Annotated in this window: 22 protein-coding genes and 3 pseudogenes; 12 read left to right on the forward strand and 13 right to left on the reverse strand. The window is 59.0% G+C overall.

Going from position 1 to position 19,873, the window contains the following annotated elements; genetic code table 11:
• Positions 1 to 106: 106 nt before the first annotated feature.
• From speB (FHX09_RS00725) to FHX09_RS00735, 3 genes are all read right to left on the reverse strand, one after another.
• Positions 107 to 1,156: an agmatinase gene (speB, locus tag FHX09_RS00725; protein WP_132588077.1), complete on the reverse strand. Its 1,050-nt coding sequence runs from the start codon at positions 1,154 to 1,156 to the stop codon at positions 107 to 109.
• 87 nt (positions 1,157 to 1,243) lie between these two features.
• Entirely contained in the window at positions 1,244 to 1,636 is a 393-nt protein-coding gene (locus FHX09_RS00730; protein WP_132588076.1) for a nuclear transport factor 2 family protein, read from the reverse strand.
• A gap of 15 nt (positions 1,637 to 1,651) precedes the next feature.
• Entirely contained in the window at positions 1,652 to 2,278 is a 627-nt protein-coding gene (locus tag FHX09_RS00735; protein WP_184449020.1) for a TetR/AcrR family transcriptional regulator, read from the reverse strand.
• Positions 2,279 to 2,395: 117 nt separating this feature from the next.
• Between FHX09_RS00735 and FHX09_RS00740 the strand changes: the two genes are divergently transcribed.
• From FHX09_RS00740 to FHX09_RS29525, 7 genes and pseudogenes are all read left to right on the forward strand, one after another.
• Positions 2,396 to 3,490 carry a spermidine/putrescine ABC transporter substrate-binding protein gene (locus tag FHX09_RS00740; RefSeq protein WP_184449022.1) on the forward strand — a complete coding sequence of 365 codons (1,095 nt, stop codon included), beginning with the start codon at positions 2,396 to 2,398 and terminating at the stop codon, positions 3,488 to 3,490.
• 77 nt (positions 3,491 to 3,567) lie between these two features.
• Entirely contained in the window at positions 3,568 to 4,431 is an 864-nt protein-coding gene (locus FHX09_RS00745; RefSeq protein WP_184449024.1) for an ABC transporter permease, read from the forward strand.
• Entirely contained in the window at positions 4,431 to 5,222 is a 792-nt protein-coding gene (locus tag FHX09_RS00750) for an ABC transporter permease (protein WP_184449025.1), read from the forward strand. The genes FHX09_RS00745 and FHX09_RS00750 overlap by 1 nt, the downstream gene beginning before the upstream one ends.
• Positions 5,219 to 6,313 (forward strand): ABC transporter ATP-binding protein, encoded by a 1,095-nt coding sequence (locus FHX09_RS30395; RefSeq protein ID WP_184449027.1) that lies wholly within the window; start codon positions 5,219 to 5,221, stop codon positions 6,311 to 6,313. Before FHX09_RS00750 ends, FHX09_RS30395 begins: the two co-directional genes overlap by 4 nt.
• 9 nt (positions 6,314 to 6,322) lie before the next feature.
• Positions 6,323 to 7,057, forward strand: coding sequence for an MBL fold metallo-hydrolase (locus FHX09_RS00760; protein ID WP_132588072.1), 735 nt, complete (start codon positions 6,323 to 6,325; stop codon positions 7,055 to 7,057).
• A gap of 13 nt (positions 7,058 to 7,070) precedes the next feature.
• A complete protein-coding gene (locus FHX09_RS00765; RefSeq protein ID WP_184449029.1) occupies positions 7,071 to 8,504 on the forward strand; it encodes an aldehyde dehydrogenase family protein in 1,434 nt (477 codons plus the stop codon).
• Positions 8,505 to 8,507: 3 nt separating this feature from the next.
• Positions 8,508 to 8,913, forward strand: a pseudogene (locus FHX09_RS29525) (ABC transporter permease); the annotation flags it as partial.
• A gap of 300 nt (positions 8,914 to 9,213) precedes the next feature.
• Here FHX09_RS29525 and FHX09_RS00775 read toward each other — a convergent pair.
• The 6 genes and pseudogenes from FHX09_RS00775 to FHX09_RS30260 all read right to left on the reverse strand — a co-directional run bounded on the left by FHX09_RS00775 (position 9,214) and on the right by FHX09_RS30260 (position 11,193).
• Positions 9,214 to 9,636 (reverse strand): type II toxin-antitoxin system VapC family toxin, encoded by a 423-nt coding sequence (locus FHX09_RS00775; RefSeq protein ID WP_132588070.1) that lies wholly within the window; start codon positions 9,634 to 9,636, stop codon positions 9,214 to 9,216.
• Positions 9,633 to 9,899 (reverse strand): type II toxin-antitoxin system Phd/YefM family antitoxin, encoded by a 267-nt coding sequence (locus tag FHX09_RS00780; RefSeq protein ID WP_183718787.1) that lies wholly within the window; start codon positions 9,897 to 9,899, stop codon positions 9,633 to 9,635. The genes FHX09_RS00775 and FHX09_RS00780 overlap by 4 nt, the downstream gene beginning before the upstream one ends.
• A 191-nt stretch (positions 9,900 to 10,090) precedes the next feature.
• Positions 10,091 to 10,213 (reverse strand): annotated as a pseudogene (locus FHX09_RS29530) (hypothetical protein); the annotation flags it as partial.
• Between the two features lie 103 nt (positions 10,214 to 10,316).
• Positions 10,317 to 10,572: pseudogene (locus FHX09_RS00790) on the reverse strand (isocitrate lyase/phosphoenolpyruvate mutase family protein); the annotation flags it as partial.
• A complete protein-coding gene (locus FHX09_RS00795) occupies positions 10,569 to 10,799 on the reverse strand; it encodes a hypothetical protein (RefSeq protein WP_132588069.1) in 231 nt (76 codons plus the stop codon). The gene FHX09_RS00795 and the pseudogene FHX09_RS00790, both read right to left, overlap by 4 nt.
• Positions 10,800 to 10,827: 28 nt before the next feature.
• Positions 10,828 to 11,193, reverse strand: a complete 366-nt coding sequence (locus FHX09_RS30260) for a DUF982 domain-containing protein (protein ID WP_281412114.1) — start codon at positions 11,191 to 11,193, stop codon at positions 10,828 to 10,830.
• Positions 11,194 to 11,929: 736 nt separating this feature from the next.
• Between FHX09_RS30260 and speB (FHX09_RS00805) the strand changes: the two genes are divergently transcribed.
• Entirely contained in the window at positions 11,930 to 12,934 is a 1,005-nt protein-coding gene (gene speB, locus FHX09_RS00805; RefSeq protein WP_132588066.1) for an agmatinase, read from the forward strand.
• On the opposite strand, the gene FHX09_RS00810 is transcribed toward speB (FHX09_RS00805), so the two are convergent.
• From FHX09_RS00810 to FHX09_RS00825, 4 genes are all read right to left on the reverse strand, one after another.
• Positions 12,895 to 13,422 (reverse strand): flavin reductase family protein, encoded by a 528-nt coding sequence (locus FHX09_RS00810; RefSeq protein ID WP_184449034.1) that lies wholly within the window; start codon positions 13,420 to 13,422, stop codon positions 12,895 to 12,897. The two genes, speB (FHX09_RS00805) and FHX09_RS00810, sit on opposite strands and share 40 nt — an antisense overlap.
• A gap of 15 nt (positions 13,423 to 13,437) precedes the next feature.
• Positions 13,438 to 14,790: an LLM class flavin-dependent oxidoreductase gene (locus tag FHX09_RS00815; protein ID WP_183718741.1), complete on the reverse strand. Its 1,353-nt coding sequence runs from the start codon at positions 14,788 to 14,790 to the stop codon at positions 13,438 to 13,440.
• Positions 14,791 to 14,886: 96 nt separating this feature from the next.
• Positions 14,887 to 15,825 carry a LysR family transcriptional regulator gene (locus tag FHX09_RS00820; protein ID WP_184449036.1) on the reverse strand — a complete coding sequence of 313 codons (939 nt, stop codon included), beginning with the start codon at positions 15,823 to 15,825 and terminating at the stop codon, positions 14,887 to 14,889.
• 11 nt (positions 15,826 to 15,836) lie between these two features.
• A complete protein-coding gene (locus tag FHX09_RS00825) occupies positions 15,837 to 16,565 on the reverse strand; it encodes a UTRA domain-containing protein (RefSeq protein WP_132588062.1) in 729 nt (242 codons plus the stop codon).
• A gap of 226 nt (positions 16,566 to 16,791) precedes the next feature.
• On the opposite strand from FHX09_RS00825, the gene FHX09_RS00830 reads away from it, so the two are divergent.
• From FHX09_RS00830 to FHX09_RS00845, 4 genes are all read left to right on the forward strand, one after another.
• Positions 16,792 to 17,619: a transporter substrate-binding domain-containing protein gene (locus tag FHX09_RS00830; RefSeq protein WP_132588061.1), complete on the forward strand. Its 828-nt coding sequence runs from the start codon at positions 16,792 to 16,794 to the stop codon at positions 17,617 to 17,619.
• 92 nt (positions 17,620 to 17,711) lie between these two features.
• Positions 17,712 to 18,353 (forward strand): amino acid ABC transporter permease, encoded by a 642-nt coding sequence (locus tag FHX09_RS00835; RefSeq protein WP_132588060.1) that lies wholly within the window; start codon positions 17,712 to 17,714, stop codon positions 18,351 to 18,353.
• On the forward strand, positions 18,350 to 19,018 hold the full coding sequence (locus FHX09_RS00840) for an amino acid ABC transporter permease (RefSeq protein ID WP_007801562.1): 669 nt from the start codon (positions 18,350 to 18,352) through the stop codon (positions 19,016 to 19,018). Before FHX09_RS00835 ends, FHX09_RS00840 begins: the two co-directional genes overlap by 4 nt.
• Positions 19,015 to 19,806, forward strand: a complete 792-nt coding sequence (locus FHX09_RS00845; protein WP_007801564.1) for an amino acid ABC transporter ATP-binding protein — start codon at positions 19,015 to 19,017, stop codon at positions 19,804 to 19,806. Before FHX09_RS00840 ends, FHX09_RS00845 begins: the two co-directional genes overlap by 4 nt.
• Positions 19,807 to 19,873 lie beyond the last annotated feature (67 nt).

A 19,873-nucleotide genomic window follows, 5' to 3' on the forward strand; every position in this document is an offset into this window, starting at 1 on the left:
TTTCCCGGATCAGCGTCACCGCAAGAAGCGGCGTGATGCGCGCCGGCTCAGAGGCGTGAAAATAGTCAACGCTCGGACAAAGCTGCCAGTGGCTCAACGATAGCGCCTACTTATGGCCCGTCACTGCCGGGCTGTAGACCAGAAGGCTCAGGATCTCGAACAGCACCTGAGCGCCCGCCTGCGCGGTGTTGGTGGTGCTGTCATACTGCGGGGCGACCTCGACGACATCGCCGCCGACGAAGTTGAGACCCTTCAGACCGCGCAAGAGTTCCAGCGCCTCACGGGTGGTCAGGCCACCGATCTCGGGCGTACCGGTGCCGGGCGCAAAGGCCGGATCGAGACTGTCAATATCGAAGGACAGGTAGGTGGGGCCATCGCCGACGATCTGCCGCGCTTTCTCGATGATCGCGGGGATGCCCATCCCGTTGATTTCCTCGGCATGGATGACCGTCATCCCGGATTCGTAGGAGAACTCCCAGAGATATTCGGAAGGACCTCTAATTCCGATCTGGATCGTACGGGTCGGATCGAGAACGCCGTCGAGCACAGCGTTGCGCATCGGACCGCCGTGATGGAATTTGGTCTGGTCGAAGGGACCACCGGTATCACAATGGGCGTCGATATGGATCAGACCGACGGGTTCCTTGGCGCCGACCGACTTGAGGATTGGATGGGTTATAGAGTGGTCGCCGCCGACGGAGAGCGGAATGACACCGGCCTCTGCGATCTTTCGGATCGCCGCCTCGATATTGTCATGGCATTGCTCCAGCCGGTAGCGACTGCCAAACGGAATATCACCGATATCGGCTGCCCTGAGATCGTAAGCAGGAGCACAGTCAAGGGCGTGATTGTAGGGGCCGATCCGCTCGATGCTGCGCACGGCCCTCGGTCCAAATCGCGAGCCCGGCCGATTGCTGACGCCGAGATCCATCGGGATGCCGACTGCCGCAACTTGCAGGTCGCCGAAATCGGGAGTGGCGAAATTGACCTCCTTGTAGGGCAAGCCTGCGAAGGTCGAAATGCCGGAATAGGGCGCGGCACGGGTGCCGCCCTTGAAGATCTTTTCGGCCACGCGCCGGAAGCGCGGGTCGAAGAACTCCGCGCCGTCTCCAAACTTCTTCCGCAGATCCTCTAGATGCTTCTTCAACTCAGCCATCGTCCTGTCCTTCATCCCAAATTGCTCAACAATATCACTGCCAGGTGCAGCCCCTCTCGTGAAGGGGCGGCACCCGATCGGCTGCTCTCAAGACCGTGGCGAGAGGTGCTCGTGAATGGCCAGCCACTCACCGGTTGGCTGCTTCTCGAAAACGATGGTCTCGCGCTCGATGCTCGTCGAGGGTTCGCCGTTGAAGCTTAGGTCGGTCTCGACGGAGTGGGTGAATATGGCGATGGGGCCGGCGATCTGAATATCTCTGTCGCTCGAACGGCAAGCGCTGACGCGAAAGCCGTCGCGCGTCTCCCAGAGGGCCCATTCGGCCTCGTACTCGGCGCGCGTGGCGAGCCGGCGGTCAAGATTGTGAAATATGAAGGTGGCATTGGGCGCGAATGCCGAGAAATAGCTGTCGCGATCGTGCCTGCCAAAGGCCTCGACGAGGCGGTCTGCCGCCGCAAGCACGGCATATTGCTGATGGTCCATCCCTTATGTTTCCTGCTATTGAATTTTTGGGCTGCTGATCAAAACGGCAAGCGGCCTGTTCTGCCGCGCCACACGCTCCTTGAGTGTCTCAAGTGTCATCGCTTCATCTTTGACGAACTCAAGGAACATCATGTTGAGATTGTTAAAGACCATCTGGCTCACTGCCACCGCGTCGATCCCCGGCATCACGGCACCGCGAAGCTGCAGTTTCTGGACCAGCATCGAAACCTGATCGCAGAGACGCCCGTCGAGTTCGGTGTATCGGCGACTGAACGGGCTTTCTGGCTGTTGGATGGACGTCGCCATGGCGGTGCGCCACATCTCCTTGCTCAGATAGACCAGCGAGTGATCGAAATATTGATCGATAAGCACCTGTAGTGCTTCCAATGTCGTTGGCGGTGGATTTTCGACGATTGCCTTGCCCGATTCCAGGACCTCTTCAACTTCCATGGACACCGTGGCGACGAGAATGTCTCCCTTGTTTTCATAGTAGTTGTAGAACGTGCCGACCGATACCTCCGCGCGCTCCGCTATGTCCTCGATCCGAGCACTGTCATAGCCAACCTCGCGAAACAGGCTCGCCGCCGCCTCCAATATGCGACGATTGCGATCGGCTTTCTGCTTGGCGCGCAGTCCCGTCATGTCCACTCTCTCAAATAATGAATGCCCTCAAAAATCATATTGACTTAAAAAATGAACTCATTCAATCTTTTTTCATGAAGACGCCGGAACGAGCGTCACCGACCAGAGGGCAACATCATGACTGACTTTATTGAAGGCATATCTGCGCGCAGATTTTGGACCTCCGCCGCGACATTGGCGCTTGCCGCCGCGACTGCTGCACTTACCTCTGCGCCAGTCCTGGCGCAGGAAGAGTTGAACGCGCTTGTCTGGTGCGACCACACCGATCCGGCATTGATTGAACCTTTCGAGAAGGCGAACAACGTCAAGGTCAACTTGAAGGAATACGAGGGCACCGGTGCCGGGCTTTCCATCATCGATCAGTCGCGTCCGGGAGATTGGGACGTGCTCGTTATCGATGGCGTCGACGTGCAGCGCGCTGTCGACAAGGACATCCTTGCGGAGATGCCGGCCGATGCGCTCCCGAACGCGGATATCTTCCCGGAAGTGCGTATGGAGGCCAACAATACACGCGACGACAAGACCTACGCCGTCACCGAGAAGTTCGGGTACAATACCGTTTCCTACGACAAGACGAAGGTCGATCCGGCCGACATGAAGGACATGTCGAAACTCTGGTCGGAGAAATACAAGGGCCGGATCGCCGTCTATGACTACTATCTGCCGATGATCGGTTTGACCGGGATTGATCTCGGCAAAGCGACGGCAAGCCTGACGGATGCCGATCTGCCGGCGATCAAGGACAAACTGTTCGCTCTCAAGGCCAACGCGAAGCAGGTCAGCGACGTTGTCTCGTCGCAGACGGCGCTTGCGACAGGTGAGGTCGATATTGTCTTCGGCGGCGGGGAATGGCTGACGGCTGGACTGGTGAAGGACAAGCCGAACCTCGACTGGACCATTCCGGAACAGGGCGCGCTGCGCTGGGCGCAATCGATCGGCGTCATGAAGGATTCCACGAAAAAGGATCTTGCTTTGAAGTTCGTGCAATACATCGTCAGCCCCGAAGGGCAGGCGCGGCTTGCGACGTCTTCGTGCTACTGGGCGATGCCGGCGAACGCCAAGGCCGGCGAGCATCTGACCGGCGAACAGAAGACCGCTTTGCGCTGGAACGAGCAGGCTGACTATCTCAAGCGCACGCAACTTTATCCGATCCCAAGCGCGGAACTGGATGCGAAGATGCAGGACGCCTGGACCGAGATGCTGCAGAACTGACGGCTTCGTGTCATCCGTCATGCCATCATCACATCCCTCTCCCTTATTGTCGGGAGGGGGCATTCGGAGGCTTGTCCGTGGCTGCTTTTCCTCTTGAAGATGCCGAACGCCGCAAAGGCTGGGGTTTTGTGGCTCCAGCCCTTGTCTGGACGATCGTCTTCTTCGTCGCCCCTTTTCTCTTCATGGCGGCCATGAGCCTGTGGGCGCAGCAGGGCGGATCGATCGTCCGCGTCTGGAACTTTGGCAACTACATCGCCTTCTTCGAGAAGGACGCGCTGTTCCGCGGGCTGACGAATTCGTTGGAAATTACCGCCATCGTCACGGTTCTCTCGATCCTGCTTGCCTATCCTCTGGCCTGGATCATCGCCGGGCAGGTGTCGCAAAAATATCAACGAACGGTGTTGATTCTTGCGATCCTGCCGTTCTGGACCTCCTACGTCGTTCGATCCTATTCCTGGCTGCTTGTGCTGTCGCGCAATGGCGTAATCAATCAGACCCTGATGAATTTGGGCGTCATCAGCGAGCCGCTTGAGCTCGCCAGCAACCGCACGGCAACGGTGATCGGCTTCGTCCATTTCTTCGTCATGCTTCTCACCCTGACGATTTATGCCAATCTTGTGCAGCTCTCGCCGAACTATCGCCGCGCGGCAGCCGACCTCGGAGCGAACGCTTTTCAGACCTTCTGGCATGTCATTCTGCCGCTGACCATGCCGGGGATCATGACAGGTGCGTTCCTCACCTTCGTGCTCTGCATCGGTGACTATGTCACGCCGCAGATTCTCGGAGGCAACAATGAGCTTGTCCTGCCGCAGATCATCATGCTGCAGCTCGGCCGACGCGCGGATTTCCCGATGGCCGCAGCGCTTTCGATCATCCTCATGCTCGCGGTTACCGCCGCCTACGTCGCCTGCGCGCGTTGGCTGAAAATCGAGAGGACGTAATGACGCGCGATAGGCTCACAAACATCGCCACCAGCGTCTACGCCGTCGTGATCTTCGGCTTCATCTTCCTGCCGGTTATTGTGCTGGTGCTGTTTTCCTTCCAGGATGGACGCCTGCCAGTGCCGCCGTTCAATGGGTTTTCCCTGCAATGGTATGAAGCCGTCTTCGCCGATCGCAAGCTGATGTCCGCGCTGCTGCACTCCTTCCTGGTGGCAACGTTATCGTCTCTCGTTGCCTGCCTTCTCGGATTTCTGGCGGCCTATGCGCTCGCGCGCTTCAAGCTGCCAGGCTCGGCTTGGCAACGCGGACTGCTCATCGCGCCGATGACGGTCAGCTACCTTATCATCGCGCTTGGGTTACTGACCGTCCTCAACGTGCTGGGCATCGGTCTTTCGCTCTGGACCGTGGGCATCGGTCACGTGGTGATCAATCTGCCGCTCTGCTTTGCGATCATCTATTCGTCGATGGGCGACCACCATATCAACATCGAGCGCGCAGCACGCGATCTCGGCGCCAGCGACATCAAGGTCATGGCTCTCGTGACCGCGCCAATGCTGCTGCCGTCGCTGCTCGCCTCTTTCTTCCTGTCGATGACGTTCAGCTGGGATGAGTTCATCATCGCTTTCTTGCTCTCGCGCTTCGACGTGACGCTGCCTGTCGAGATCTGGAGCCTGCTTCGCTCCGGTCTCAATCCCAAGACCAATGCCATCGGATCACTGGTGTTTCTCGTTTCAGTCACTTTGCTGATCGTGTTGGAACTGTTCCTTTTTGGAAGGACAAAGAAATCATGACCGCGCCAGTTTCAATCGAGAACGCGACGAAGACCTTCGGCAGCTTTACCGCGCTGGACGACGTTTCCCTCGACATCAATGCGGGTGAATTCATCGTCCTGCTCGGGCCCTCCGGCTGCGGCAAGACCACGCTCCTGTCCATCCTCGGAGGCTTCCTGTCGCCGACCAAAGGGCGGATTGCGATCGGCGGCAAGGAGATGACCAACGTGCCACCGGCAAAGCGTCCGACGACGACGATGTTTCAAGACTACGCGCTTTTCCCGCATATGAAGCTCAAAGACAATGTCGGATTCGGCCTCAGAATGCGCGGTGTCGGCAAGGCGGAGCGCGAGGAGCGCGCGAAGGGATTCCTTGACCTTGTGGGCCTCAGGTCCTCCGCCGACAAGAAGCCGCACGAGCTATCGGGTGGTCAGCGCCAGCGCGTGGCGCTCGCCCGGGCCCTGGCTGTCGATCCCGACGTGCTGCTGCTCGACGAACCGCTCGGCGCGCTGGATCTCAAGCTTCGCCGACAGATGCAGGACGAGTTGAAAGCAATCCAGAAACGCGTCGGCACAACCTTCGTTCACGTCACCCACGATCAGGAAGAGGCAATGGCAATCGCCGACCGGATCGTGGTGATGAATCAAGGGAAAATCGAAGACTTTGGCCCACCGTCCGAAATCTACATGCATCCCCGCTCACTGTTTGCAGCCGGCTTCATGGGTGAGGTGAACTTCGTTCCCGGCACGCTCACAGATGTTGACAGCACCCAAGCAATCGTCGAGACGACGCTGGGGAAGGTCGCATTGCCGAAAGCCTGCTTCCCGGCAGGCTTGCCGTCCGTCGGGCAGGCGGCGACACTTTGCATCAGGCCAGAACATTTCCGCCGGGCCGGCGAGGGGGGTGGCCCTGTCACTGCGCTGGGCCAGGCCACGGTTGCCGGCAGCGCCTTCTTCGGAACGCATTATCGCTGCCATCTGACGCCCGCCGGCGCTCCCGAAACGAGCATCGTCGCGCACATGCCGCAATCGGCGGCGGTGATAGCAGGTCAAGCGGTCACGCTCGCTGTCAATGTCAGCGATATCGTAGCCTTGCCGTCGAAACAGGCATAGGCTGAGACCATGGAACGTGTCGCCCCGGACAAATGGTACGAAGTGAAACGGCTGGCGGACGATGTCACCCTTATTTCTGAGCCCTTCATCCAGGAATTCTACCGATGCAACATCTGGCACGTGCGCGGGCGCGATCGCGATATGCTTGTTGACAGCGGTATGGGCGTCGTGTCGCTGCGCGAATGGGTGCCTCTCGTCACCGAGCGCGATCTGATCGCGGTCGCTAGCCACACCCATTTCGACCATATCGGCTGCCATCACGAGTTCGAGTGCCGGGCGGTCCACTCAGCAGAGGCCGACCTGCTCGCCGATCCGACGCGGGCAAACACCCTAGCCGACCCCTACGTCACCGACAGCATCTTCGACGCGCTGCCGCCGGAACCCTACTGCTCGAAATGCTACAGTGTGAAGAAAGCGCCGGCGACGCGCATCCTGGAGGACGGGGACATAATCGATCTCGGCGACCGGTCCTTCGAGGTCATCCATACGCCCGGCCACTCGCCGGGCGGTATCGCTCTTTGGGAAGCGCAGACGGAAACGCTTCTTTCCGGCGATATACTTTATGACGGGCCGCTGATCGAGGACAGCTACCATTCCAACGCTGCCGATTATCTCGCCTCGATGGAGCGGCTTTTGACCATGCCGGCCCGCGTCGTGCATGGCGGACATTTTCCAAGCTTCAGCGGCGAGCGATACCGCCAGTTGATCACGGATTGGCTGAACGAAAAACGGAAGAAGATCTGACGGGAGTGACCATATGCTCGACAAGCGCAAATTCTACATCAATGGTGAGTGGGTAGCGCCGCTGGCGGCGAATGATCTCGAAGTCATCAATCCGGCTACCGAAAAGCCGGTTGCGGCGATTTCGATGGGTACGGCCGCCGATATCGACCGTGCGGTAGCGGCTGCGAAGAAGGCGTTTGCGACCTACAGCCGCACAAGCGTCGAGGAACGCCTGGCGCTGCTCGAAAGGCTGCTTGAGATCTACAAGCGCCGCTACGAGGAGATGGCGCAGACGATCACACTCGAGCTCGGCGCGCCGATCACCATGAGCCGCGAACAGCAAGCCGACGTCGGCGTCGGTCACCTGCAGGGTTTCATCGATGCCCTGAAGCGCCTGAAGATTCGCGACACGCTGCCGAACGGCGACGTGCTGCTGCGCGAGCCGATCGGCGTCTGTGGGCTGATCACCCCCTGGAACTGGCCAATCAACCAGATTGCACTGAAGGTGGTTCCGGCACTTGCGACAGGCTCGACCTGTGTGCTGAAGCCTTCGGAGTTTACACCGCTCAATGCCATGCTCTACGCAGAAATGATCCATGAGGCCGGTTTCCCGGCTGGCACCTTCAACCTCGTGAACGGCGACGGCGTCAATGTCGGCGCCGCGCTTTCGAGGCACAGGGACGTCGATATGATGTCCTTCACCGGCTCGACACGCGCCGGCATCGCCGTCAGCAAGGACGCGGCAGACACAGTCAAACGCGTAACCTTGGAGCTTGGCGGCAAGTCTCCCAACATTGTCTTCGAGGACGCCGATCTCGAGGACCGCATCACGGGAAGCGTCCTTGAATGCTTCAACAATTCCGGCCAATCCTGCGATGCGCCGACCCGCCTCCTCGTTCAGAGATCGGTCTACGACAAGGTCGTCGAGATTGCCGAGCGTGTCGGCCGCGAAGCCAAGGTCGGCAATCCCGAAGAAGAAGGTGGCCACATCGGCCCGCTTGTCAGCGATGTCCAATTCGGTCGCGTGCAGGCACTGATCAAGGCGGGCATTGCCGAGGGTGCACGCGTTCTCGTCGGCGGAGCCGGCAAGCCCGAAGGCTTTGAGACAGGCTACTTCGTCAAGCCAACCATCTTCGCCGATGTCAACAATGACATGCGGGTCGCTCGTGAGGAGGTATTCGGGCCAGTGCTGGCCATCATGCAATTCGACACGGAAGACGAGGCAATCACGATCGCCAACGATACCAGCTATGGACTGGCTGCTTATGTTCAGAGCGGTGACCCTGCTCGCGCCGAGCGCGTAGCGACAAGACTGCGCGCCGGAATGGTCCACATCAACGGGGCCCCGCATCGCTATGGAAGCCCGTTTGGCGGCTACAAGCAATCGGGCAACGGGCGAGAAGGCGGAATGTTCGGACTGGAGGATTTTATGGAATTGAAGACACTCCACCGTCCCGATGCTGCCTGATCAAATCTCATTCGTATGTTTGGATGGCCGGTGGCGTTGCTGATGGCACTCGGCGCGACTGCAGGCGCGCTCAATACGATGATGAGTTCGGTTTCTGACCGGGCGGTCGAGATCGCTACGGTGCGCGCCCTGGGTTTCAGCCGCCTGTCAGCCTTCATTGCCATGTGGGGCAGAGGCGGTGGCGCTGGCGGCGGTCGGAGTGATCTTCGGCCTCGTGGTGTCGTGGTTCGTATTCAACGGATGGCAGGCCAGCACCATCGGTGCAAACAACGCCAGCATATCCTTCGAACTCACTATAAACGAGGGCGTACTCCTGACACCGGGGCTTCTCGGTTTGTCAGTCGGCATCGTTGGCGCCGCTCTGCCTGCCTTTTACGCCACTCGCTTGCCTTTGACAGCCGCTTTACAGGATGATGTCGTTTGGTCGGCGGCGCTGAAAAACAACGAGGAGTTTCTGTCGCAAAAGTCTCTGGCGAAAGTCAGAGATTTGCGACCGACTTTTGCGAGTGCAAGGCCATTTCGGTGAAGGATTAGCGACCCACACCGGCCCCGAGCCGTGCGTTGGCGTCAGTGAGGGCGTCGGCAGGGGAGTGCATAGGCCAGCCGTTGAGCCGCGAAATAGTCTTGGTTCCGGGGGCCGACGTTGTTCGCAAGACGGAAGGCAATACGCACGAGCACGCTATAGCAAGTGCTCGGACGACCCGGCACCTCACTCGACCCATGGATCGATGAGTTCGATACCGAAGCCCTCGAAATCCTTGGTGTTGCGTGTCGCGAGAGCGAGGTCGTGGGCAATCGCGGTGGCCGCGATCAAGCCATCCATCGATGACATGCCTCGGCCGCTCCGCTTTGCGTCGCCCATCAAATCACCCCAGGCCAGAGCCACACGTTCGTCCACTGGAATGACACGGCGTTCGAAACGTTGTGGCAGATCCCGGGCGAGCCACTCGACCAGTGCATCGCGCTTTCGTCCGTTGTCCATGAGGGCAACACCGCGACGAATTTCCGCAATCGACACGACGTTGATAAAGGTGCGGTCCTCGTCAAGGCCATCCAACCATTCGAGAACGCGGCCCTCGGGACGCGGCTTTGTCACTTCTGACAGGACATTGGTGTCGAGCAGCAGTCTCACAGCGGCAGATCACGTGGTTGGTCGCGTTGACGGTCGAGGTCGAGATCGGCACCGCGTAGTGGCGACTCCATCAGAAACTCAGCGAGCGTGCCCTTGCGTGCGGTCTTCCGCTGCCATTCTTCAGCAGAGACGACAACGACGCTAGGCTTGCCGTTTCGGGTGATCGTCTGCGGCGTGGTTTGCGCGCGGTCAATGACTTCTGAGAGTTTCGCCTTCGCGTTGGCAACGGTCCAGCTTCTCTCGTCGTGCGGTGATAGCTGCATTTACATCTCCTGACTATTGTGACTATCGTGACTATATAGTCCGCTAGCGGGCGGACGCAATCGTGCTGTGGAACGAGTTCGGTCTGGTCGAAAGCCTCAATGCGGCTGTGGCAGGATGGGCACCGATCCCGCAATCCGCAACGATGCGTCGCGCATGCAACCTGGGTTGCCAACCGCCATCGCCGCCGAAAGTACGGCTGCGCTTTCTCGGCAAGACATGGGGAGCAGAACTGCAGCCAGGTCGAACTGTCGCGACGCTCGCTGCTGCGAAGCGGCAATAGCAACGGTTTCAACGATGAGCGCGTCAGCATCATCGTCGAAAGCCGCTGTGATGAAATGCCGCGCAAAGCAGGTTCTCGCCGTGGGCCGGAAGCCTGAGGTCCAGCGAGGCCGACCACATCCCTGCATGAAGCCCGAGCCAAATCCCTTTTCGAGGTCGGCGGAAACCGGAAGGGGTGTCGCCGACACCAGAGAACGGCAATGGTTCAAGGTCTCCTCCCGAGACGCTTGTCCTTCAGCAACGCAAAAACGCCATGCCGGCGCTCGTTGTTGCCAAAGCTCGAAAGCCCAAGGCTGCAAGTAGTTTGGCTGCTCCAACGTCCCACGGATTGGGAATGATGAAGGCGCCCGGTTCTTCATGCAGCAATCGAAATTCAGTTCGTTTGTCTTTCATGATGCCTGTATCCCTCCACAGCCAAGCTTGCCGTAGGCTGCCATAGGCACCAGAACAAATAAAGAACCAAATCGCAAAGTCGCTTCGCGTGCCTGGATGACCGCTATCTGGGAGGTATATTGCTTCTCCACGTTCAGGATCACGTCTTTGGCATGTAACAATCGGCAGGGAGTTGTCGCGTTATCGAGCTGTGATGAACTTTCGCGCGGCTGTTTGAGATCAGGCAACGGCGCCCGTCACGGGCCGCCGAAGTACTTAGGCAAACCTGAATGCGACGTTTGCATCAAGGGCCGCCGCCAGGAAAGATAGTTCGGCTTCGTCCTGGGTCACTGTGCCGGTGGCTGTCCCAGCACAGGCCTCCATCGCAAGGACGAAGGCGGCGCCACTCGCGGTCGGCCAATTGGCAAAAAGCATGTCAAGGGCTTCCTCTGCAGATCCAATGACGTGGAAGGCTTGATGGCGCTCGACGACTAAGACGAGCCAGTCCGGGGTCGACACAAGATCTCCGATTCGGCTTACGAGCGACGGGCAAATGGTGGATCGCACTTTGGCCAGCGCTCGACATTTGAGGAGAAAATTCTCACCTGGCGATCCACTCTGTAAACCCCAGCCGTGACACATTGTTCCACGCTATTAGCCTGCCGTATCAAAAGGCCAAGTAGTCCCGTAATTCCCCGAAGTTTCTACCGGAGGGGGCGGCCCTGAATAGAGGCGCGCGTCCGCTCGAAACTTGGCGGAGATACTGCCGAAATCACCTTGCCAAAATGCCTTTCCAGTTCCCTGGATAGGTCGTCGGCAGAGGTCATCCCGTGCCGGAAACGTTCGATAAGCAGTTTCGCCGCGACGTTATAGCCTTCCGGATTGGCAAGGCTACTGGTGAACAGTATCCTGCCGCGTCGATGTGATCAGCGCCTCTACGCATTGGGGCGCCGTCAGATTGTCGATTTCCAAAGAACGATCGACAGCTCGAGCTTGCCTTGCGACGTCAAGCAGATCGCGTGGACCCTCATATTCGAGGACAGTCCTGACTACGCCGGCGGCAGTCGATACTTGGTCACAATGATAAAGAGCCACTTGAGCGAGCCCTCGTTGAATATGCTGTCTGCACGCCCCGACTACGCCGGCTCACCATCCCAATTTCGGTTTCGTGCGGGGTGCTCGGCACTCGCCGCTGACCGCTGGCCCGCAAGCGGCGGGCGATGGGTATGAAATTGGTGGGCATTCCCGCGATTTGTCTGATGCCATAGGCAATGTTTCAAAGAACGCGAACATCCCCCTTCTCTTCAGGCATGGGCTTGCGCGCGCGACATGAGCATCGCAGATTGCGCGACAGCCATTGCGGACACAGGACAGAACGATGAGTGGACCTTTCTTTCAACCGGTTGATGCTGCTGAAGTTCCACGCTTCGCCGGGCATTCTACCTTCATGCGCCTACCCGCCGTGCAGACGGCTGCCGGGCTTGATATTGCCCTTGTCGGTATTCCCTGGGACGGCGGCACAACGAACAGGGCGGGCGCCCGGCACGGGCCACGGGAGGTTCGCAATCAGTCGAGCCTCATGCGGCGCGTACACCATGTCTCAGGGACCGAACCGTTCAGTATCGCGAATGTCGCCGATGTCGGCGATCTCTCCGTCAACCCCATCGACCTTATGGACGGCCTCAAACGCATCGAAGAGGGGATGAATGAGATTGTCGCCGTCGGCGCCATTCCCCTGTCGGTGGGCGGTGACCATCTGACCACGCTCCCCGTGCTGCGCGCGGTGGCGAAAAACCGGCCGGTTGGACTGATCCATTTCGACGCGCACTCCGATACCAATGATCGCTATTTCGGAAACAACCCGTACACCCACGGGACGCCGTTTCGTCGAGCGATCGAGGAGGGACTGCTGGACCCGAAGCGGATGGTTCAGATCGGAATTCGCGGTTCGATCTACGATCCGGGCGAACATGACTGGGCGAAGCAGCAGGGCATCCGGATCATCTACATGGAAGAATTCGTCAGCCGTGGGGCTGACGACGTGATGCGCGAGGCGCGAGAAATCGCTGGTGAACTGCCAGCCTACGTTACCTTTGATATCGATAGTATCGATCCATCCATGGCGCCGGGAACGGGAACGCCAGAGGCGGGCGGCTTCACGACCCGCGAGGCCCAGCAGATGATCAGGCTGCTTGCCGGAATACAGATCGTGGGTGCCGACGTCGTTGAAGTCTCCCCACCATTTGATCTGGCCGGCATGACGGCGCTTGCTGGCGCCACCATGATGTTCGAACTTCTATGCGTCATCGCCAAACAGGTCGCGGATAGGCGCACTGCCGGCGGTCAGGGGTGGATGACCGCCTCTTCCGACAGCCGTCGGTAGCCGCCGCGCCAGTAGAGCAGGGGTTCGACATCCTCGCGCGTTTCGATCGCGCAAACGCGGCCGATAAGGATCGCGTGCGAATGGTGATTGAGCACCGTTTCGAGCTCGCAGTCGAGAACCGTCAGCGCATCTTTCAAGGCTGGTGTTCCAGTCGAAAGGCTATACCATTGCGCGTTTTGATAGCGTTCGACGCCGCGCCGGCCGCAGAACCCCGCAAAGGATTGCGCGATATGCTGTTGGTCGGCGGTAAGTACATTGACGCAGAAGCGGCGATACCGTTCAACCACGGGCCAGGAGGACGATCCGCGATTGAGGCCGACGATCACCGACGGCTGATCTGCGGAAAGGGAAGAAACCGAGGTCGCGGTAAAGCCTGTCCGTTCTTCGCATTCACCAACGGTGACCACGCTCACGGCACCGGCCAGGTGGCGCATCGACAGCTTGAACGCAGATTGATCGACGATAGGCTTGGTTGCCACCTTTTCCATCTGCTCTCTCCCTTGTTAGCTCGTGACCTGTGCCTTCGCAAAACGGTTGGCCGGCATTGAAAGGCCGAGGTTTTCCCGCAGCGTCTTGCCTTCATATTCCTGGCGGAAGAGCCCACGACGGCGCAATTCAGGCAGGACGAGCTTCACAAAATCATCAAGGCTCGAGGGCAGTGTCGGGAACATCAGAATGAAACCATCCGCCGCGCGGGTCTCGAACCACTCTTCCATGAAGTCGGCAATCTGTGCCGGCGTGCCGGTGATGCCGTTGCCCGTATGCTTCTCCGCATAGTGCCGCACCAACTCGCCGACGGGGCGCCCGCTCTTGACGAAATCGGTAAGCTCTTCGAACAGCGCGCGCGACCCCTTGGGTTGCGTCGGCAGAAGGTCCATCGGAAACGGTTTGTCCAATGGGACGCCGCGCAAATCGGCTTCCAGAAACTCGGAAAGCATCAGGCGACCGACGTCCGGATGCATCTTGTCGATGAGGTAATTGACCTTGGCCTGCGCCTCGGCTTCCGTTTCGCCGACGTTCAGCACAACACCCGGCATGATCTTGAGGTCGCAGGGATTGCGACCGTAGGCGGGCATGCGTCCTTTGACGTTTTCATAGAATGCGCGATTTCGATCGATGTTCGAGGCGAGGCTGAAAACGATCTCGGCCGTGCGCGCTGCCATATCCATACCGGGTTCGGAGCCGCCGGCCTGCGCGATGACGGGCCGGCCTTGCGGTGATCGCGCGATGTTGAGCGGCCCGCGCACCTGGAAGTGTTTACCCTTATGGTTGAGCGTGTGGTGCTTGGTTTTGTCGTAGTAGACACCGCTTTCGCGGTCGAGGAGCAACGCACCCTCTTCGAAGCTGTCCCACAGACCAAAAACGACGTCCACGAACTCGTTGCCGCGCTCGTAGCGCAGCGCGTGCGGGTCCAGCCCCTCGCGATTGAAATTGTAGCCCGTCTCGTCGTGGTCCGACGTCACGACATTCCAGCAGGCGCGGCCGCCGCTCAAATGGTCGATAGAAGCAAAGAGGCGCGCGACATTGTAGGGCTCGTAGTAGCTGGTTGAAACAGTGGCCACGAGCCCGAGATCTTTCGTTGTCACTGACAGGGCTGATAGCAACGACAGCGGTTCAAAGCGGTTCATCTTGGTCGGAATGCGGGCAAGAGCGTCGGGGTCGCCGACGGCGGCAGCCGGAGAGTCGGCCATGAACATGAAGTCGAACTTTGCCGCCTCCGACCGTTTGGCAACGTCGAGGAGATGACTGAAATCGTTGGCGCCGTGGACATTGCTTGCCGGATGCAGCCAGGAGGCCGGATGAAAGCCGAACGTATAGACGAAGGTGCCCAGTTTCATCTTGTCGGTACGCGCCATGACATTCTCCCGCAGGCTTTGATCTGTGAGCGCCCAAGGTAGCGTCACGCGACTTTTTTCATCAATATCGCAGCACTGACTTCCGATTTAGTTTTTCTAAAGAGTGAGAGGCGCCGAGATCTGCGCCTGTCGTCGAGAGATGGCAATGAGCCAGTCGCGAAACTCCGAGCCGTAGGGTTTTTGCAGCGCGGAGCGATCCCAGGCAAGGAAATAGCTCTCGCGCAGCGGCATTCTGATATCGACGGGAATGACCAATGTCTGCGCTTCCAGTTCGTCTGCGATCATCGACATCTGCGCAAGCACGATGCCTCGCTTGTTGACGGCCGCGTCGATAGCGCTACTCGATAGGGTAAACGACACACCCGAGGGTGGGCCTTTGACGTCCGCCCCGATTTTCGCGGCAAATTCCGCCCAACTCGGGTAGGGCGTGAAATGTCGCTCCCATTCGACATGCAGCAGCGGATAGGACAGCAGATCGGCGGCGGCCGGTCTCCTGCCTTCAATTAGGGCCGGCGAGCAGGCCGGAACGACCCAATCGCGAAACAGTTCGGCGTAGTGGTCATGCTGCAAGACGTCGGATCCGTAACTGACGCGGAAATCGACTTCATCAAACCCCATTCGAGGCTCCTTGTCGCGACCGGTCACCCGCACATGCGCATCGGGATGGAGCGCTTGCCAGTCGAAAATGCGCCTGCCGATCCATTTGTTGACAACGGACGACAGTGCGCTGAGAACGAGCGCATTTTCGTTGCGTGCACGCTCCAGCACCTGCTGGGCGAGCGCAAATTGCTCAAAGCCCTTCGATATCTCGCGGTGGTAAAGCCGACCCCATTGCGTCAGCTCGACAGTCCGGCCGCTCCGTTCCACAAGCGTGATGCCCAGAAAACTCTCGACCTTGCGTAACTGCTGGCTGATGGCACCGGGAGATACGTCCAGCTCCGCTGCAGCGGCCATCACGCTGCCGCAGCGGCCGACAGCTTCGAATGCCTGCAGCCCTTTGAGGGGTATTCCCCGGAATATCTGTTCTTCGCTCAAAGCGTTCCTCACTATGGCTGTCGACGTGACGCACGCTTTTCGGCCGGATGAAAAATGCCTGCAAACTGGAAGCGATCGCCAGGATGCGTGATCTCGACATAGGTTACCATGCGATCATTCTGCCAGGTCTGACGAATGAGGGTGAGGCAGGGCTCGCCACGGTCAATCTCAAGAATGCGCGCCGTCGCGGCATCGGCCGAGACTGCCCGTATCACATGCTTGGCCTTCGACCACGGCACTTGCGAAAGGAGCCATTTCGCAGGAGGCGCGCCCGCAAAGCTCTCGTTTCTGGCAAGCGGCACCGTATCCAGCAAAATGATGCGTCGCTCTATTGCCGTGGGCCTACCATCGACGATATGCAGACACTGGATCCGAAGGATTTCGGCTCCCGAGGTGCTGTCCAACCGGGCAGCCTCGACAGGGTCTAGGGTCTCGATCCTTCGCGTCAAAATCTGATGGCGATGCTCATAGCCCGCCAAGGTCGCCTCGGTGCCGATATCCTGGATGTCCATGACGGTGCGGTCGATCTGCGGCGAGGCGACGAATGACCCGGTTTTCCGCTTCCGTACGACAAGACCACGGTCGACAAGCGCCGTCAGGGCCTTGCTCACGGTCATACGCGAACAGCCGTAGTCATTGACGAGGTCATGTTCTCTTGGAACGCGATCACCCGGGCGCCATTCTCCGCTGAGGATCTTTGCCTCGATATCCGTGAATATCCTGAGATAAATTGGCTCCAAGACGCGACCTCATCACTCTCGCAGCAAAACGATGCAAACGCGAAACTCGCGCCTCCAAGCGGCCGTTCGGCACAAAAATTGCGTTTGTCGACTTTGACGTTGACACCTTAGGCTAGCGTATATCTATTTGTATAGTCAAAAGCGGATCGCAGAAGTCCGCACACGGGACTGAACTCGGGAACTCGAACGCATCCTGGTGGGTGCGGAAACTGGAGAAATGACAATCATGATCGCACGTTCACTGCTTAAGGGCCTCGTCGGCGCCGCATTTCTTGTGGGAGCGACCCTGTCGGCGCATGCTGCCGATACGCTTGCGGCCGTCAAGGCAGCCGGCACGCTCAAGGTCGGCACGGAAACCGCCTTTGCTCCCTTTGATTTTATCGATGCCGGCGAGCATGCTGGTTTGAACGTTGATCTTTTTGCGGAAATCGGCAAGGAACTCGGCGTCAAGATCGAATGGGTGGCGCTTCCTTGGGACGGCGTGTTCCCGGCACTTGAAGCTGGCAAGTTCGACGTGGTTGCCGGACCCGCGACCATCACCAAGAAGCGTTTGGAGCGCTATCGCTTCACGCCGCCGATTGCCGAAGCCACCATCGCGATCCTGAAGAAGGCGGGCGACGCGACCATCAGCAAGCCCGACGACATTGCCGGCAAGACGATCGGTGTCGGCAAAGCCACTTCGCAACTCGATCAGCTGAAGGAATTCTCGGCAACGCTGCCTTCCAAGGTAGATATCCGCGAATACCCGGCCTTCACCGAATCCTATGCGGATCTCGCGGCCGGCCGTATTGCCGGTGTTGCCAACTCACTGCCAAATATCGCCTTCGTTGCCAAGCAGCGCGAGGGAACGTTTGAAGTCGTCCTGCCGCCGTTCGGCAAGAAGTCCTACTTCGGTTTCATCGGCCTGAAGGATGCCGATCATGCTGCGCTGATGGACGCCATCGATGCAGCCCTGCTGAAGATCAAGGCTGACGGCCGCATGGCCGAGCTGCAGAAGAAGTGGTTCGGCGCGACCTTCGACACGCCCGACGCCGTCAAGGACCCTGCGTTCTAATAGCGGGCCGATCGTTGAATGCGCCCCGGCCTAGGGGCGCAATCAAAGACGCCATTGTGCCTCCATGACAGCCAGGCGGGCAAAAGCCGGACATGTCCATCAAGCTCTTTGAATTGCTTCTTTACGCGTCGATCTATACGGTGCTGTTAAGCGTCGTTTCCATTCTGATCGGCTTTGCGATCGCAATCCTTCTGTCCGGCATGCTGTTGTCGAAGAAGGCGCCCTTCGTCATTCCCGCACAAATTTTTATCAGTTTCTTCCGCGGCGTGCCTCTGCTCGTGCAGTTGCTCCTGATCTACAACATGTTGCCCGCGATCGGCCTGAACGTGCCGAGCATCGTTGCTGCGATCATCGGCCTTTCGCTTTGCACGGCGGCTTATCAGGCGGAGAATATGCGCGGCGGATTTGCAAGCGTCCCGATCGGTCTCGTGGAGTCCGCCGAAATGGTGGGATTGACGCCGGGTCAGATCTTCCGGCGTATCAAGGCGCCAATCGCACTGAGGCTGACCTTCCCGGCGCTGGTCAACGAGGCGATCCTCATCCTCAAGGCATCGTCGCTGGTTTCCGTCGTCGGCGTCATCGAATTGACGCGGATGGCACAGGACCTCGCAGGCAGCACCTTCCTGCCGCTACAGATATTTGCGGCTGCGGGTCTCATCTATCTCGTCATCAACTGGATCGTGGCGCTTGCCGGCGACCTGATCGAGCGTTCTCTTCCGGGAGTGCCGCGATGACCTTTGACATCAACGTCATCCTTGACCAGCTGCCGGCGATCATAAGTGGCGCCGGCGTCACGGTCTTGATCTGGGTCGTCGGGACGATCGCCGCCGCCATTCTGGGGTTTTTCGTCGCTGTCGGCCGCCGCTTCGGTGGCGTGCTGCTCGACAAGGCGCTTGGCCTTATCGTCGCAGTGCTGCGCGGTACGCCATTCCTCATCCAGATCTTTCTCGTCTACTACGGTGGTCCATTCGTCGGCCTTTCGCTCGATCCGTTGCCAGCCGGTTTGATCGGCATCTCGATCTATGGTGCGGCCTATTACAGTGAAATTTTCCGATCCGGCTTCATGGCCGTGCCCAAGGGCCACATCGAGGCGGGCGAGTGCGTGGGCCTGACGCAGGGGCAAATCATCCGACGCATCCTGCTGCCTGAAATGACGATGCTCGTGCTGCCTCCGTCGCTCAACATGGCGGTTCTCCTGATGAAGGAGACGGCTGTCCTTTCGATTATCACCGTTCCCGAGCTGACCGCGACGCTGAGCGCCATCGGCGCCCAGCAATATGCCTTCGTCGAAGCCCTCTCAGTGCTCGCACTCTTCTACTGGGTACTTGTAGAGATCACCGGTCGGCTTGGCCGGCTCGTAGAAACGAAACTCAACAGATTCAGGTTTTTCAACGCATGAGCCTCCCTGCAATCGCAGTTAAAAACCTCGTCAAGAAGTTTGGAGATACCACCGTTCTCCAGAACATCGATCTCGAGATCCCGCAGGGACAGGTCTCCTGCCTGATCGGACCATCAGGCTCGGGCAAGAGCACGCTTCTTCGTTGCATGGCCTTTCTCGAGGAAGCGACCTCCGGAACGATCACGATCAACGGCGAGGTCCTCGGCTTCACCGAAAATGCACAGGGCATGCGGGAGCGTATTGCGCCAGCCGCAAACCGTGCGATCCGTGCGCAGATCGGCATGGTGTTTCAGCAGTTCAACCTCTGGCCGCACATGACAGCGCTTGGAAATGTCAGCGAGGCGCTGAAGACCGTTCACAAGATGAATCGCAAGGATGCCGAAGAGCGGGCCATGGCTCAACTTGTGAAAGTTGGCCTCGAAAGCCGCGCAGGGCACTACCCATCGCAGCTTTCTGGTGGGCAACAACAGCGCGTCGCCATTGCCCGTGCTCTTGCCCTCAAGCCGAAGATCATGCTTTTCGACGAGCCGACGTCCTCCCTCGACCCGGAACTGACCGGCGAAGTGCTCAATGTCATGCGCGATCTCGCCGCCGAAGGGATGACGATGGTCGTCGTCTCGCACGAAATCGGCTTTGCGGCCACCGTCGGGCAGCAGATCGCATTTCTCGACCATGGCAAGATCGTCTTCACCGGCCCTCCGCAAGAGGTATTCAGGAGGCCGAGAAACGCACGTCTCGAGCAATTCCTCGACACATACCTTGATCGCGGAGCATCGATGTTGCTCTAAAGAGCAACGACGGAGTGCGGGTCACCGAGTTCCACAAACAGGGTCCACGCTATCGCAAAATCGAGTA

It is taken from the genome of Rhizobium sp. BK538, assembly GCF_014197575.1.
Taxonomy (GTDB): domain Bacteria; phylum Pseudomonadota; class Alphaproteobacteria; order Rhizobiales; family Rhizobiaceae; genus Rhizobium.